We start from the raw sequence: 15489 nt of genomic DNA on the forward strand, positions 1-15489 counted from the left end.
AGAAAAGGGCGCCGTCGATCCGGCGCCCTTTTTTCGTGGCCGCTCAAACTTCTGAAACGTGGCGGTTTTGCTGCCATGGCTGGTCCGGCCCTATTCGAAGCGGGGAGTTTGCGGACAATAATTGATGGGAAATTTGCAGATTGCAGGTAAAGGGCCGCGTAACTTCGGGCCTGCAATGCGGATTGATCTCCCCACTCTCTACTTCCTTGCCATCGGCACATTGGCTCTCAGCGCGGCCATGACGCTGTGGGAGCGCCATGCGCGGCCTATGCGCAGGAAGGACCTCGGCGTCCTCGCAGCCGGTTATGCGATGCTGGCTGCCGGGTGCCTATTGGCAATGGCCCGAACGATGTTGCCCGGTGCCCTTGGCGCGGGTTTGGCCAATATGGTCATGCTGGGCGGCTATCTCCTGATATTCCGAGGTGTAGCGGGGCTGGCAGGCCGGAAGCGCGGCGCGATCTCGCTGGCCATTCTGATTTTTCAGGCGCTGGTCTGGGTGTTGATAGGCATGCGTTGGCAGGGCGTCGTCTGGAACTACGTCAGCGCATTTCCCATTGCCCTGGTCAACGTGCTGATGGCGCGAGACCTATGGACAAACGGGCGCCTTCGCCTCTTGCGATCGCATGGTATCGCGCTTGCCTTTATGGTCATGCATGCCCTTTTCTATATGGGCAGGGCGTTCGTTCTGCCTTTCATGGTGCCGGTGTTTGGGCCGCAGATGCTTGCGATTTCAAGCGTGTTCACGATGTACGAGGGCGTACTTTATTCGGTTGGTCTGCCGATGGCGCTGATGGCTCTGCTGCGAGAGGAAGCTCACGATCAATTGCTGAAAGCGTCGCGCACGGACTATCTGACCGGTCTGGGCAATCGGCGCTGGTTCTTTGAAGAAGCAGAACAACATATCCGCGATACGCCAGCGGATGCGCGCACCTTTTTGCTCGCTTTCGATCTCGATCATTTCAAGACCATCAACGATCGGTTCGGCCATGCGGCCGGCGATGAAGTGCTCAAGCTGTTCGCGAGCTTCGCCAGACGCGTCGTAGGAGGGGATGCGATTCTTGCGCGAATCGGCGGAGAGGAATTTGCCGCATTGCTGGCCAGCGAGTCCGGCGAAGAGGCGGCATCCCTGGCGCAACGCGTGGTCAGCGGCTTTGCGGAGATCGATGTCGAAGGGGTGGACATCAAATCGACGGTCAGCATCGGCATCGCCGAACTGGGATGCGACGGGGATGATCTTGCGGATCTTCTGTCGGCCGCCGATGCCGCACTTTATCGGGCGAAAGTCAGCGGACGCAATCGCGTAGAGCCAGCCTAGTATCCCGACCCCGGCGGTCTACGCAATTCTGATGAATTGACGTTCCGCAACCCAAAGGCGCATCTTCGGCCGAAAGCGGCGTGAGGGCCCCATGGCGACGACGGCGGACGCACATGTTCCGGTAGAGCTAGCACCCGTGCGCGGGCGGCAGCGGATCGAGAGCCTCGATGTGCTGCGCGGCATCGCGATCCTGGGCATCTTCTACATGAACATTCCTTTCATGGGCACGAACCTGTCTTCGTGGATGCCGGATCCCCGGCGCCTGTCATGGGAACCGGCCGATCAGGCGACATGGGCGGCGATCCGCATCTTCTGGGACGGCACCCAGCGCGGCCTGTTCGAATTCCTGTTCGGCGCGGGGGTGCTGGTCTTCACCGCAAAGGCGATGAAGCCGGACGATCCGGTGGCCGTTGCGGACTTGTTCTATCGCCGCAATCTCTGGCTGATCCTGTTCGGCCTGATCGATATCTTCGTGGTCCTGTGGATCGGCGATATCCTGCTGGTCTACGGGCTTTCCGCATTGTTCCTGTTCCCGTTCCGCAAGCTGCCGCCGCGCACGCTATTGGCGATGGGGCTGCTGTTTGCGCTGGTGAGTGCCATCGGCTGGCCCGGAGGCGGCGGTCTGGTCGGCTATGGCGAACGGGTGGACCTGCTGCGGGAAGCCTCGCGCATCGAGGCGAAGGAGCAGACGGGCGCGAAGGTGACCGAGAAGGAGAGCGAGGCGATCAAGGAGTTTCGCAAGAAGCAGGCCGCGATCGACCTTTCCAAGCCGATTCCGAACGAGCGGCAGGAGAAGATCGAAGCCGAGCGCAAGGCGTTCAACGGCACGCCCCTCGATATGGCGCAGTTCAACTGGAGCACCTGGAACAAGGTGTTCGGCGCCGGGGGCGGCACGTTTTTCGGGGTGTTGGAAGCGGTCTGCGCTATGTTCATCGGCATGGCTCTGTTCAAATGGGGCGTGCTGCAGGGAGCGCGATCGGCACCGTTCTATCTGGTTCTGGCGATCTGCGGCTATGCGGTGGGATGCGGGCTGCGGGTCTGGGGCGTGCACGAAATCTTCCGCTTTACGCTGGAGCCCAAGATCGGCTGGATTACCGAGGAGTTTGCCCGGCTTTGTGTGACGCTGGGGCACGTCGGCCTGTTCAACCTGCTGTTGCTCACGCGGCCGGGCCGATTCCTTCTGGCACCGTTCAAGGCGGTGGGCCGTATGGCCTTCACCGTTTACATGACTACCAGCGTCGTGATGATCTGGTTCGTCTTCGCACCATGGGGGCTGGGATGGTGGGAGCGGTTCGGCTGGTTCCACCTGATGGTGCTGGCAACCGCGTTCAACCTGCTGATGCTGGCACTGGCCAACGTCTGGCTGCGCGTCTTCGTCAGCGGCCCGCTGGAGTGGGTATGGCGTTCGCTATCCTACTGGAAGCGTCAGCCGTTTCTGCGGCGCAAGGGGCAGGCGTTGGCCCCGCCCGCACCCGGTGGAGAGACAGATGCCGTCTTGCCGGCGTGACGGTTATTCCGTTTCTCGCGTCATGCTGAAACGGTAATTTTCGGTCGTTATACAATCTCTTTGCGCAAGCGGTTTGCGCAGTCTCTTGCCATGCCCGCGCTGTACCTGTAACGGGCCGCTTCCCGCGGCGCGTCCTTGCATCGCGGGTTTTGCATGAAGGATCTTGAAATGGGTTACCGGGTTGCCGTCGTCGGCGCGACCGGAAATGTCGGCCGCGAAATGCTCAACATCCTCGCCGAGCGTGAGTTCCCCTGCGACGAGATCGCAGCGGTGGCTTCATCGCGTTCGACCGGGACCGAGATTGAATTCGGCGAAACCGGCAAAATGCTCAAAGTAAAGAACATCGAGCACTTCGATTTCACCGGTTGGGATATTGCGCTCTTCGCCGCAGGCTCCGAACCGACGAAGATTTACGCGCCCAAGGCCGCTGCTGCCGGCTGCGTGGTGATCGACAACTCATCGCTCTACCGCATGGACCCGGACGTGCCGCTGATCGTGCCGGAAGTGAATCCGGACGCCATCGACGGCTACAAGGCGCGCAACATCATCGCCAATCCCAACTGCTCCACCGCGCAGATGGTCGTGGCGCTGAAGCCGCTGCACGACAAGGCGAAGATCAAGCGCGTCGTCGTTTCGACCTACCAGTCGGTTTCGGGCGCGGGCAAGGCCGGCCTGGACGAACTGTTCGAACAGAGCCGCGCGATCTTCGTCGGCGATCAGGTGGAAGCGCGCAAGTTCACCAAGCAGATCGCTTTCAACGTGATCCCGCACATCGACGTCTTCCTCGACGACGGTTCCACCAAGGAAGAGTGGAAGATGGTGGTCGAGACCAAGAAGATCCTCGATCCCAAGATCAAGATCCAGGCGACTTGCGTTCGCGTGCCGGTCTTCGTCGGCCACTCGGAATCGCTGAACATCGAGTTCGAGAACGAGATTTCGGCCGAGGAAGCGCAGGACATCCTGCGTGAATCGCCGGGCATCATGCTCGTCGACAAGCGTGAAGACGGTGGCTACGTCACCCCGGTCGAAGCCGTGGGCGACAGCGCGACTTACGTCAGCCGCGTGCGCGAAGACCCGACCGTAGAGAATGGTCTGGCGCTGTGGTGCGTTTCGGACAACCTGCGCAAGGGCGCTGCCCTGAACGCGGTGCAGATCGCCGAACTGCTGGGCCGTCGTCACCTCAAGAAGGGCTGATGCGGCGGGCTTCGGCCTGAACTCAAGCAAAAAGGTCCGCGAGGCGCAGGCTTCGCGGACCTTTTTTGTTTGGCTGCACTTTTCAGGTACGATCCATCGCAACCTAGAGCAGTTTTCGACCCGACTGCGTCGGATCGACTGCTCTAAGTTTTTCGTTTGGCGCATTTTCCGAGTCATCAGGTGATTCCACCTGATTAGAAAATGCTCTAAGCGTTTGGTCCCGCTATTTCGCGGGCTCGGACACATTCTCAGGCAAGGCCAGCACTTCCAGACCCTGCGCCGGATCGAGATAGCGGCGGGCTTCGGCCTGAACATCGGCAGCCGTCAGGGCCGACAGCCTTTCACGCGCGCGATTGAAGCGGTCGATACGGTCCGCCTCGGTCTGGGCGCGGTCGACGAGCGAGAGCCAGCCGCCATTGCTCTTGAGCGCGTTCTGATAGCTTTCCAGCAGGGGTTGGCGCGCACGCTGCAGTACGTCTTCGCTGATTGGCGCCTTGCGTAGCGAAGACATGACCTCGTCGATCGCCTTGCGCGTGGCGGGCACATCGGCCACGTCGACGGAGGCGACGACGGCGAAAGTGCCGTATCCCTTCCAGTGACGCGACAGCGAGACCCCGGCCGAGGGCGAATAGGCTTTGCCCAGCGCTTCGCGCAGGCTGTCGGTCAGTTCGATCCGCACCACGCGTTCCAGCAGTTGCAGCTTCAGCGTCTCGACGGGATCGGAGTCGTCGCGGGTCGGCCATGTCACGCGCAGCAGTGCCTGATCGGCAGGACCGGTGTGGCGCACCACGCGCGGCTTGCGGTCGGCGGTGAACGTTCTGGGCGGCTGATCGTCGTAGGGACGGAAAGCGGGCTCACGCGCGGGCAGGGCACCCAGAGTGCCGGCCACCATGGCAATGGCCTTGTCCTCATCCACATCGCCGACCACGCCGATCTCGATCGCGCCGTGCTCCAGCCGATCGCCGATATCCCGGTGCAGTTTGGCATAAGTCAGGGCGCGGTAGTCTTCCACTTTGCTAAGGCTGAAACGCGGATCGTCGTCGGAAACGATCGCGCCCAGATCGGCCTGCATGGCCGACACCGGCGTGGCGCGCAGGCGTGCGAAGTAGTTGTTGATCTGCTGGCGGTACTGCACTTCGCCCTCCGGCCGGAAGCCGGGATCGGTGATCATCGCCGTCAGCAACTGAAGCTGCAGCTCAAGATCGCGCGGCGTGGTGCCGGCCTGCGCGATAAAGCTTGCCTCGCCCGTGGAAAGCCCAAAGCCCAGCGTGTGGCCGGCCATGATCGTGTCCAGTTCATCGCGGCTGTGCTTTCCAAGACCGCCTTCGTCCATATAGGGCACCATGTCGGTGGCGCGCGGGTTCTCACGCGTGTCCAGCATGTCACCGCCGTCGATGGCGATGCTCACATCCACGCGGTCCTTCACGATGTCCGTATGCTTGAGGTTCAGCATCACCCCGTTGGCAAAGCGTACTTCGCGGATGCCCAGCACCGCATCGCGCGTATCCGAGACGACCGTGCCGGGCTTGCCGAAATCGGTATAGGCGAATGCGGCGACGGCGCCGGCCTGGTCGGCCGGAATCGGCGCGCGCATCGCTTGCTGCCAGGCGTCCCGGATCGCCTTTTCGCCACCTTGCGGCGGGGTGCGCCCTTCGAAGCGGATCAGCGGCTTGTCCAGCGCCAGTGCCTCGCGCTTCATCGCGCCCAGCAAGGCGTCGGGGGTGATCTGCGGGGCGAAGGCGGTGAAACGGTCCAGCACGGACTGCGGGGTGCCGGGCACTTGCCGGTCGTCCACCAGCGCCAGCGCGGCGGCGGCCAGCGCGGCATTGCTGCGGGTGTTGGCCGATCCTGCCGCATCGGTAAGCGCGGTGCGGAGCTGCGCGACCTGTTCGGCAATTTCCGCCTCGCTGAAGCCATTGGCCAGGGCGCGGCGATATTCGCGCGCGGTTGCGGATAGGCCGGCAGCCCATTGACCGTCCACACTGTCGATGATCAGGCGCGTGGAGCGGGCGGCCTTGAACACATCGCCGGTGCCGAAGCCGGCGCCCCGGAACGGCGGCTCCGCCGAACGCGACAGGCGCTGGAGCCGCCGGTTCACAATATCGTAGCCGATCGAGCGGAGCAGATTTTCCTGCCGCTGGGCCACGCTGTCCGGCTCATCCAGCCACTTGCCGTTGCGCTGGATCACCAGGCGTTCGGAAAGCGCGGGATCGATCCAGATCGCGCTGCGGCCCTTGTCCTTCGCGTCAACGGGGCCGGCGCCGGGCTGCGGCTCTGCGGTGCGCGGCTGCCAGTTGTCGAATCGGGTGCGGATGGCGGCTTCCACGGCATCGGCATCGAAATCGCCGATCACCACCAGCGTCGTATGGGCCGGGACGTATTCGCGCTCGTAGAAGGCGCGAATCGTTTCCGCGCTGGCAGCGTTCAACGTCTCGGTGGTGCCGATCGGGAAACGGCGGACATAGCGCGAGGCGGGATAGAAGAAGCCGGAGGAGGCGACGCTGTTGCGGTAAGCGAACGTGTTGCGATCGCGCATTTCGGAAAAGATCACGCCGCGCTCCCGGTCTACCGCCGCTTGCGAAAGTGTGAGTTCGCTGGCGGTTTCGCGCATGAGCATCAGCGCGGTATCCAGCAGGTGTGTGTCCGCGCGGGGCAGGTCCAGCTTGTAGACGGTGCGCTCGAACGTGGTGGAGGCGTTGGTGTCGGCGCCGAAGGCCAGCCCCTCACGTTCCAGCAGCGGCACCATCTGCCCCTCGGGCACATGGGTGGATCCGTTGAAGGCCATGTGCTCCAGGAAATGAGCGAAGCCCTGCTCCGCATCGGTTTCGTCCAGCGATCCGGCAGAGACTTCCATGCGCACCACCACAGTTCCGGCCGGCGTCGCATTGTGGCGGATCACATAACGCATGCCATTGGCCAGCCGACCGAAGCGAAAGTCCGGATCGACCGGGACGTCGCTCTTTTCGAAGGCCCAGCTGGTATCGTCGGCAGGCGGGGCAGGTGCCTCCTTCGCGATGGCCGGGGCCGATACCGTCAGGAGAAGCGCGGTGATGAGGATCGTTCGCATGGAGCACCAATGTCCGAGCAAGCTTCTGATAACAAGGGCGCGGTGTGTTGAGGACCGCCGCTTTTGTGAAGTTAGAGCAGTTTTCGACCCGACTGCGTCGGATCGACTGCTCTAAGTTTTTGGTTTGTCGCATTTTCCGAGTCATCAGGTGATTCCACCTGATTAGAAAATGCTCTAAAACGCAAGAAAGCCCGGCGCACCTTGCGGTGGCCGGGCTTTCCCGTGCATCGATTATCCGGCCTTACTTGCCGCGCAGCTTGCGGTGCTTGGACAGGTCCAGAACCTCGCTGGGTTCGTTGTCGTCCTGCAGCAGGCCAAGGCGGCGGGCCACTTCCTGATAGGCCTCTTCCTCACCGCCCAGATCGCGGCGGAAGCGGTCCTTGTCCAGCTTTTCGCCGGTGTGCATGTCCCACAGGCGGCAGCCGTCGGGGCTGATTTCGTCCGCCAGGATCACGCGGCTGTAATCGCCGTCCCAGATGCGGCCGAATTCCAGCTTGAAGTCGACGAGGCGGATGTTGATCGCCGCGAACATGCCGCACATGAAGTCGTTCACGCGGATCGCCATCGCCGAGATGTCCTGCATCTCTTCGTTGGTGGCCCAGCCGAAGCAGGCGATGTGCTCTTCGGCGATCATCGGATCGCCCAGAGCGTCGTCCTTGAAGTAGTATTCGATCAGCGTGTGCGGCAGCGGCTCACCCTCAGGGATGCCAAGGCGCTTGGAGATCGAACCGGCGGCCACGTTGCGCACCACGACCTCGATCGGGATGATTTCCACCTGGCGGACCAGCTGTTCGCGCATGTTCAGGCGGCGAATGAAGTGGTTCGGCACGCCGATGTGGTTCAGGCGCGTGAACACGTATTCGCTGATGCGGTTGTTGATCACGCCCTTGCCCTGGATCGTGCCCTTCTTCTGCGCGTTGAACGCAGTGGCATCATCCTTGAAGTACTGGATCAGGGTGCCGGGTTCGGGGCCTTCATAGAGGATCTTGGCCTTGCCCTCGTAGATCTGGCGGCGACGGGACATGCGTGTTCGTCCTTAGATGGGTAAAAGAGCAAGCCCCGGCGCGGGGGCATCGCTATGCGATTGCGCGGCCGGGGCGTTCGAGCGCGCATATAGTTCAATGGGGGGCAAAAGCAAACCGGCTTGGCCGGAATGGCGGTTGGAATGCCGCAGGAGGCAATGCGGCAGCGGTGCAAGGAAGCGATCGCCAAGGGATTGCTGCGGGCGAAGCGGCGGATTACCGATCGCTTGATCCCCGGTTTTCAGGGACTTGAAAGGCCATGGCGACAATGCCCGTCACGATCCACGCACTTACCGGCGATGAAATTCTGGCCGCGCTGGACGATCTGGCACGGTTGCGGATCGCGGTCTTTGCCGAGTGGCCCTATCTCTATGACGGCGATGCGGGATATGAGCGGGACTATCTTGCCGCCTTCGCCGCCGCACCGCAGGCGATTCTCGTGGCGGCACGGGATGGCGGCAGGATCGTCGGCATGGCCACGGCGTCGCCGCTGGCCGCGCAGGAGGCCCCTCTGCGCGCGCCGCTGGAACGTGCGGGGTACGACGTTCCCGGGGTGTTCTACTTTGGCGAATCGGTACTGCTGCCGGCATGGCGCGGGCAGGGCATCGGCCATGCCTTCTTCGATCACCGCGAAGCGCAGGCGCGAAGCTGCGGCGCCAAGGATGCCGCTTTTGCCGCCGTCATCCGCCCGGCGGACCATCAGGACCGACCGCAGGATTATCGCCCGCTGGATGCCTTCTGGCGCAAGCGTGGTTACGCGCCGATATCGGGGCTGACTTGCGCGCTGGCGTGGAAGGACCATCGCGATACGGAGGAGACGACGAAGGCTTTGCAGTACTGGATGCGGCGTTTTTAATCCGTGATGGCGGCTACCAGATTGCGCGCAGCCGCATCGACCTGATCCCAGGTGGTGACGAAACCTTCGGGCCCGCCGAAGTAGGGATCGTCCACGTCCCGTCCTTCAAGACCCGGCACATGATCGAGCATCAGCGAGAGCCGGGCGCGGTGCGACGGGGGCGCCAGCCGTTCGAGATTGGCGAAATTGCTGCCGTCCATCGCGATGACGTGGTCGAACCGCTCGAAGTCGGCCCGCGTCACTTGGCGTGCCCGATAGGCGGAAATGTCGATGCCGTGGCGTAAGGCTTCGGCCTGGGCGCGCGGGTCCGGTCCGTTGCCGATGTGCCATGATCCGGTGCCTGCCGAATCGATGATCAGTTCCATCCCCGCCGCCGTCGCCTGCCGGCGCATGGCCGCTTCAGCCAGCGGAGAGCGACAGATGTTGCCAAGGCAGACGAACAGGAAGGACGGATAAGCGCTCATCGCTCTCGCCTACCTCCGGGACGCGGGCGGCTCAACGGTGAATGCCCGCTCACACCGTGCTCGCTATCTCCGCCACCAGTAGCTGGACCGTTGAGCGCACATCGTTGGACAGGAACGGCTTGCCCAGCATCGGCCGCCGTGCATGCGCAGTGGGCAAGTGGCTGCGGTCGTACCCGCTCACGAAGGCGAAGGGGATCGACCGGGCAGCCAGTTCGTCGGCAACGCAGTCGATCTTTTCGCCATTGAGGTTGCCGTCCAGCAGCGCCAGATCGGGCGCACCTTCGCGGATCAGGGCCACCGCCTGGTCGCAAGTGTTGGCCGGCCCAAGGGGGACTGCGCCCGAATCCTCGATCTCCATCATCAGTTCCATCGCCACCAAGGGTTCGTCCTCGACGACGAGAATACGCAGCGTGCCGGGATTGGGGGGGGCTGCGGGATCCGGATTGCTGGCAGGAGCCGAAGGGCTGTGGTCTTCGGGCGGCAGCGCCAAGGGCAGCACGAGCTGCCAATGCACGCCGTCCGGGGCGAAACTGGCGGAGATCTGCGCGCCGTCGGCCGTCATGCTGCTTTGGATCAGGGTCGATCCGAAACCGCGCCGTTCGGGCGCGATCACGGGCGGGCCGCCGCTTTCGCGCCAGGTGAAGTCCAGCACGCCGCCGACATAGTCCCAGGCAAGGGCAACGATGCCGCTTTCGTTCGAAAGCGCGCCGTACTTGTGCGCATTCGTCGTCAGTTCGTGAAGGATCAGCGAGAAGCGCAGCGCCAGTTCCGGCGGCAGGTCGAGATCGGGGCCGGAAAGCCGCAGGCGATCCTCGCTGACCGTGCCGATCGCCACCTGATCGGCGATCAGGCGTCGCAGCCCGGCTGCTTCCCACGTGGTGGCGCTGAGCAAGGAGTGCGCGCGGGCCAGGGCCTGAAGACGGCCGGTGAACGCCTCCTGGAAAACTTGCGGCGAAGGGGCGTGGCGCAACCCCTGAGAGGCAATGGCCTGCACTGTGGCCAGCGTGTTCTTCACGCGGTGGTTCAACTCGCCGATCAGCAGGCGCTGCGTTTCCTCCGCGCGGTGGCGGGCGGTAACGTCGAGCAGTTCGATCATCACCGTGGCGGGGCGCAGTCCGGTTCCGGCGAGTGAGGAGCAGTACCATTCGCCCTCGCGCAGTGCGCCGTCGGCGCGCAGATAACGATGCTGCTGCATCTCGCGCCGGTCACCCCCGCCCAGCAGGGCGCGCATGTTCTCCAGGAAATGTCCGCGCTCGCCCTCCACAAGGAAGGGTGCGTCCTCGACCCGGATGCCCAGCATGTCTTCGGCGGCAAAGCCGATCTCGCGTTCCGCGCTGCGATACCAGCTGACCACCCGCAGGTTGGCGTCGATCTCCAGCACGGCGAGCGGCGAATTGTCGCCATGGGCGCGCAACCGGCCGAGCGCGAGGCCGAGTTCGTCGCGCTGACGGGCGATCTCGCGCCGCTGTCGGGCGAGTTCGACGAAAACCGCGACTTTCGAATTCAGCTCGGTGATGTCCAGCGGCTTCAGCAGGTAATCGACCGCGCCGGTCTCGTAACCGCGGAACTTGCGCCGCTCGTCCGTGGCGACGGCGGTAAGGAAGATGATCGGAACCCCGCGCGTGCGTTCCGTCCCGCGCATCAGTTCGGCCAGTTCGAAACCGTCCATGCCCGGCATCTGCACGTCGAGCAGGGCCAGCGCGAACTCCTCGCGCAGCAGCACTTCCAGCGCATCGAAACCCGAAGGCACCGTAACCAGTTCGATGCCCGGCTGGTCCAGCGCGGCTTCCAGCGCGACGAGGTTCTCCGGCACGTCATCGACGGCGAGGATCTTGAGGGGCTCATTCAGCAAAAGCCATCTCCTCTGCCTGAAGGCTGGTACGCCGCCAGATCTTTTCCAGCGGCGCGAAATCCGCAAAGCTTTCGCCTTCGGCCGAAAACTGCACCGTCTCCTTGGATCCCAACCCCAGGAACCCGCCGGGGGGCAGCGAACTGGCGAAAAGCCCCAGCGCGCGGTCCTGCAGGGCCCGGTCGAAATAGATCAGCACGTTGCGGCTGGAAACAAACTGCACTTCGGAGAACACCGCATCGCTGGCAAGGTTGTGATCGGCAAAGACCGCCCGTTTGCGCAAGGTCGGGTCGAAACGGGCGACGCCGTAGCTGGCGGTGTAGTAGTCCGACAGAGATCCTTGTCCACCCGCTTCGCGATAGTTGCGCGAGAAGCCGGCGAGCCGGTCGATCTCGTAGACCCCGGCCTCCGCGCGGGCGAGGGCGGCGGGATTGATGTCGGTACAATAGAACAGCGTGCGTTCGCCAAGGCCTTCCTCGCGGAACAGGATGGCCAGCGAATAGAACTCCTCGCCATTGGCGCAGCCCGCGACCCAGACCTTGATGGAGGGCCAGGTGCGCAAATGCGGGATCACCTGTTCGCGGACGGCCCGGAAATATTCCGGATCGCGGAACATCTCGCTCACCTGAATTGTCAGGAAGCCGATCAATACGTTCAGACTGTCGGGATCGTGGAGAATCCGGTCAAGCAGGCTGGATAAGTGGGGATAGCCGAAATGCGACTGCGCCCGCTGCAGGCGGCGCAGCAGGGAGGCGCGCGAATAGTCGCGGAAATCGTATTGATAGCGCCGCCAGATCGCCTCCACCAGAAGGTCTACCTCAAGCTCTTCCAGCGCTTCCCCTACCGGCCCTGCCACCGGCCTGCCGCTCGCTTTCATCGCGGCATCCAGACGCGTACGAGGCTGAGCAGCTTGTCGATGTCCAGCGGTTTCGAAAGGTAGTCGTTGGCGCCGGCCTCAAGGCATTCCAGGTGGTCGCGCTCCATGGCCTTGGCGGTCAGCGCGATCACCGGCAGGCCCTTCCACTGCGCGTGCTTGCGGATTTCGCGCATGCAGGCGAGGCCGTCCATCTCCGGCATCATCACATCCATCAGCACCAGATCGACCGGCGGACCGTCACTGTCCGCCGCGCGGGCCAGTTCGTTCAGCGCCTCGATCCCGTTGCGGGCGATGCGGACCGATACGCCGTGCGGTTCCAGCACCGAGGTGAGCGCGTAGATGTTGCGGATGTCATCTTCCACCACCAGGATCTGGCGGCCTTCCAGCGCCGCGTCGCGGCCCAGCGCGCGGGCCAGCAACTGCTGCTTTTCCTGGGGCAGTTCGGACACGACCTGGTGGAGGAACAGTGTCACTTCGTCCAGCAGGCGCTCGGGGCTCTTGGCGCCCTTGACGATGATCGACTTGGAGTAGCGACGCAGCCGCATCTCCTCTTCCTCGGAAAGCTCGCGGCCGGTGTAGACGATCACCGGCGGGAAGCCGACGCTCTCATCGTGGGAGAGGCGCTCCAGCAGGTCCAGCCCGGACATGTCCGGCAGGTTCAGGTCCAGCACCATGCAGTCGAAGGTGTCGGCGGCCAGCCTTTCCAGGCAATCGGCGGCGCTCTGCACGTCCACCGTTTCCACGTCGCGCGATGCGAGAAGATGATGGATCGCTTCGGCCTGGCGGGCATCGTCCTCCACCACCAGCACGCGCCGCAGGCGCTGTGCCATCCGTGCCTCCAGCCCTTCCAGCATGTCCACCAGCGTATCGCGGCTGACCGGCTTGAACAGATAGCCCACGGCACCGCTTGCCAGCGCGGCATGATCGTCGTGATCGGCGGAGACGATGTGCACCGGGATATGGCGCGTGCGCGTGTCGCGCTTGATCCGGTCCAGCACCGAAAGGCCGGTGTGGTCGGGCAGGTGCATGTCCAGGATCACGGCCTGCGGCAGATACTGCCGCGCCAGCAGGGCACCTTCGTCCGCCGTGCCGGCAATTAGGCACTGGAAGCCCACCTCATGCGCAAGGTCGGCGAGGATTCGTGCGAAGGCCGGATCATCCTCCACGATCAGGATCACGCGAGACGTGCCGGACAGCGTCTCGCGATCGTCCTGCGGCACCGGTCCGCGACGCGCGGCGGCCGGGGCGGCCATCGGCGCCGGGGCAGGGGCGGCTGGGCGGGCGGGGAAGGATTTTTCGTCCTGCGAAAGCGTTTCCGGCAGTTCCAGCGTGAAAGTGCTGCCCTCGCCGGGTGTGCTTTCCAGTGAGATGGTGCCGCCCAGCAGATGCGCCAGCTCGCGCGAGATCGAGAGGCCGAGGCCGGTGCCGCCATACTTGCGGGCGATGCCGCCATCGGCCTGGCGGAAGGCTTCGAAGATCACGTCCTGCTGTTCCGGCGCAATGCCGGGCCCGGTATCGCGAACGGCAAAGGCAATGCGCCCGGCCGGCGTGCGCGTGACGGCCAGCGCCACTTCGCCGCTGTCGGTGAACTTGATCGCGTTGGACAGGAAGTTCTTCAGCACCTGTTCCAGCCGCAGCGGATCGGTGTGAACGGCTTCGGGAACATCTGCCGAGACGGATAGGGCGAGAGACAGGTTCTTTTCGGAAGCGGAAGGCGCAAAGGCACCCTCCAGCTTGGCGAGAAGCGTGTTCACGCCGACCTGCTGCGGTTCCAGTTCGAGGTGTCCGGCCTCGATCTTCGAAATGTCCAGCACATCGTTGATCAGCGTCAGCAGATCGTTTCCGGAGGATTCGATGGTTTCGGAAAACCGCACTTGCTCCTCGGTCAGGTTGCCGCCGCGATTGTCGGCCAGCAGCCGGGCCATGATAAGCAGCGAATTGAGCGGGGTGCGCAGCTCGTGGCTCATGTTGGCCAGGAATTCGCTCTTGTAGCGGCTGGCCTGCTCCAGTTCCTCCGCCTGGCTGCGCAGCTGCGTTTGCGAGCGGGCAAGCTCGTCGCGCTGCGCTTCCAGCGACTGGCTGTGTTCTTCCAGCTGCGAATTGAACCTTTCGAGTTCGGCCTGCTGCTCCTCAAGCTGCGATTGCGAGTGCATCAGCAGCTTGCTCTGCGCCTCAAGCTCGTCGTTGGTGGCGCGCAGTTCCTCGCTCTGGTTCTGCAGTTCTTCCGCCTGCTGCTGCGTTTCGACCAGGAGTTGTTCCAGCCGGGCACGGTACTTCGCGGCGCGCAGCGTAATACCCAGCGATCCGGAAACGAGGTCCAGGAATGCCGCCAGATCCTGCGGGCGGGATGTCGGTGCGTCCAGAAAACCCAGTTCGATCACGCCATTGACCTGCCCGTCGGCCTGCGTCGCCCCCATCACCAGCCGTGCAGGCGTGGCGCGGCCCAGCGAGGAGCCGAAGGCAAGGTAGCCGTGGGGCACATGGTCAATGGCGGCGGTGCGCCCGGTGCGGGCCACTTCTCCCAACAGGCCTTCGCCCGGAACGACCCGTTCGGGCAAGTCCGCGCCCGACGGTACGCCCCAGGTTCCGGCCTTGTGAAAGCCGCCCTCATCATGGACGTAGATCGCGCCGGCGATGGCGCCAAAGCGTTCGCCCAGAAAGGCGAGGGCCCGGCCGCTCAGTTCGTCCAGTGGAATGCTGCCGGCCGTCGCCCGGGCCAGATCGTTCTCACTCTCCCGCATCCATTGCTGGTGCTGGTTGGCGTTGCGGTAGCGGATCAGCATGAAGCCAATGCCCGCGATCAGTAGGTTGGTCAGCCCCGACAGCGATCGATTGGTCATGGCCACTTCGGGGCCGAGGCCCTGAGGAGCGATGAAATAGGCCAGAAAGGCGCAGCCCACACCCGCGATGGCGGCCAGCAGCGGCGTCACCGGCCGGCGCGCGACATAGGCGATCACCGTCGGCAGCAGATAGAGGACGCTTACGCCCGTTCCCAGAGGAATGGTGATGTCGAGAACGAGGCAGAGCCCCAGAACGGCCAGAATGATGAGTGCGAGCTGAGCCTGCAGGTTGAAAATCTTGGGCGACGCCATCTTCGATCTCAGGGGCGAATGGATAGAGCGGGCCGTGCTTTCCCCCATCACGTACGGCCCCCGGATCAGGTCCTAAACCGCCGATGGCGTAATAGGTTCCCGCCGGAATCGCCAGGCCCGTGGTTAATTTGGCGTTTCCCGCGATTGGGAAGACTTCGTGGAGGAAGGACGCCGTAGACCCACGCAGGGTTTCCTTAAGTAATGTCATCTAAGGAAGTCGCTGAATCCTGCCGAGTTTCCTCCAGT

The 15489-nt window shown here is 63.7% G+C and carries 10 protein-coding genes; 4 read left to right on the forward strand and 6 right to left on the reverse strand.

Annotated elements, in window-relative coordinates; all coding sequences use genetic code 11:
• The first annotated feature begins 124 nt into the window (after nucleotides 1-124).
• From ACZ1JV_RS16565 to ACZ1JV_RS16575, 3 genes are all read left to right on the forward strand, one after another.
• Entirely contained in the window at nucleotides 125-1315 is a 1191-nt protein-coding gene (locus ACZ1JV_RS16565; RefSeq protein WP_465152414.1) for a GGDEF domain-containing protein, read from the forward strand.
• Between the two features lie 91 nt (nucleotides 1316-1406).
• A complete protein-coding gene (locus tag ACZ1JV_RS16570; protein ID WP_465152415.1) occupies nucleotides 1407-2822 on the forward strand; it encodes a DUF418 domain-containing protein in 1416 nt (471 codons plus the stop codon).
• A gap of 168 nt (nucleotides 2823-2990) precedes the next feature.
• The gene (locus tag ACZ1JV_RS16575) at nucleotides 2991-4016 is read left to right on the forward strand and encodes an aspartate-semialdehyde dehydrogenase (protein ID WP_465138521.1); all 1026 of its coding nucleotides are present in this window, start codon (nucleotides 2991-2993) and stop codon (nucleotides 4014-4016) included.
• Between the two features lie 223 nt (nucleotides 4017-4239).
• Here ACZ1JV_RS16575 and ACZ1JV_RS16580 read toward each other — a convergent pair whose 3' ends face one another.
• A complete protein-coding gene (locus tag ACZ1JV_RS16580; RefSeq protein ID WP_465152416.1) occupies nucleotides 4240-7083 on the reverse strand; it encodes a M16 family metallopeptidase in 2844 nt (947 codons plus the stop codon).
• Nucleotides 7084-7324: 241 nt separating this feature from the next.
• Entirely contained in the window at nucleotides 7325-8107 is a 783-nt protein-coding gene (gene purC / locus ACZ1JV_RS16585; protein ID WP_465138204.1) for a phosphoribosylaminoimidazolesuccinocarboxamide synthase, read from the reverse strand.
• A 266-nt stretch (nucleotides 8108-8373) separates the two neighbouring features.
• Here purC and ACZ1JV_RS16590 point away from each other — a divergent pair, with 266 nt between their 5' ends.
• Nucleotides 8374-8961 (forward strand): GNAT family N-acetyltransferase, encoded by a 588-nt coding sequence (locus ACZ1JV_RS16590; protein WP_465152592.1) that lies wholly within the window; start codon nucleotides 8374-8376, stop codon nucleotides 8959-8961.
• Here ACZ1JV_RS16590 and ACZ1JV_RS16595 read toward each other — a convergent pair.
• The 4 genes from ACZ1JV_RS16595 to ACZ1JV_RS16610 are packed head-to-tail and all read right to left on the reverse strand — an operon-like array spanning nucleotide 8958 to nucleotide 15243.
• Nucleotides 8958-9425, reverse strand: coding sequence for a low molecular weight protein-tyrosine-phosphatase (locus ACZ1JV_RS16595; RefSeq protein ID WP_465152417.1), 468 nt, complete (start codon nucleotides 9423-9425; stop codon nucleotides 8958-8960). The genes ACZ1JV_RS16590 and ACZ1JV_RS16595 overlap by 4 nt on opposite strands.
• Nucleotides 9426-9474: 49 nt before the next feature.
• The gene (locus ACZ1JV_RS16600) at nucleotides 9475-11277 is read right to left on the reverse strand and encodes a response regulator (protein ID WP_465152418.1); all 1803 of its coding nucleotides are present in this window, start codon (nucleotides 11275-11277) and stop codon (nucleotides 9475-9477) included.
• The gene (locus ACZ1JV_RS16605) at nucleotides 11267-12151 is read right to left on the reverse strand and encodes a CheR family methyltransferase (protein ID WP_465152419.1); all 885 of its coding nucleotides are present in this window, start codon (nucleotides 12149-12151) and stop codon (nucleotides 11267-11269) included. Before ACZ1JV_RS16605 ends, ACZ1JV_RS16600 begins: the two co-directional genes overlap by 11 nt.
• Nucleotides 12148-15243: a response regulator gene (locus ACZ1JV_RS16610; RefSeq protein ID WP_465152420.1), complete on the reverse strand. Its 3096-nt coding sequence runs from the start codon at nucleotides 15241-15243 to the stop codon at nucleotides 12148-12150. The genes ACZ1JV_RS16605 and ACZ1JV_RS16610 overlap by 4 nt, the downstream gene beginning before the upstream one ends.
• Between the last annotated feature and the right edge of the window lie 246 nt (nucleotides 15244-15489).

It is taken from the genome of Novosphingobium sp. BL-S-19 (genome assembly GCF_055521675.1).

What these genes read in the sequence shown, in the direction of transcription:
- ACZ1JV_RS16565 (WP_465152414.1), top strand. Translation starts at nt 125, where the DNA reads ATGGGAAATTTGCAGATTGCAGGTAAAGGGCCGCGTAACTTCGGGCCT.
- ACZ1JV_RS16570 (WP_465152415.1), top strand. Translation starts at nt 1,407, where the DNA reads ATGGCGACGACGGCGGACGCACATGTTCCGGTAGAGCTAGCACCCGTG.
- ACZ1JV_RS16575 (WP_465138521.1), top strand. Translation starts at nt 2,991, where the DNA reads ATGGGTTACCGGGTTGCCGTCGTCGGCGCGACCGGAAATGTCGGCCGC.
- ACZ1JV_RS16580 (WP_465152416.1), bottom strand. Translation starts at nt 7,083, where the DNA reads ATGCGAACGATCCTCATCACCGCGCTTCTCCTGACGGTATCGGCCCCG.
- purC (WP_465138204.1), bottom strand. Translation starts at nt 8,107, where the DNA reads ATGTCCCGTCGCCGCCAGATCTACGAGGGCAAGGCCAAGATCCTCTAT.
- ACZ1JV_RS16590 (WP_465152592.1), top strand. Translation starts at nt 8,374, where the DNA reads ATGCCCGTCACGATCCACGCACTTACCGGCGATGAAATTCTGGCCGCG.
- ACZ1JV_RS16595 (WP_465152417.1), bottom strand. Translation starts at nt 9,425, where the DNA reads ATGAGCGCTTATCCGTCCTTCCTGTTCGTCTGCCTTGGCAACATCTGT.
- ACZ1JV_RS16605 (WP_465152419.1), bottom strand. Translation starts at nt 12,151, where the DNA reads ATGAAAGCGAGCGGCAGGCCGGTGGCAGGGCCGGTAGGGGAAGCGCTG.
- ACZ1JV_RS16610 (WP_465152420.1), bottom strand. Translation starts at nt 15,243, where the DNA reads ATGGCGTCGCCCAAGATTTTCAACCTGCAGGCTCAGCTCGCACTCATC.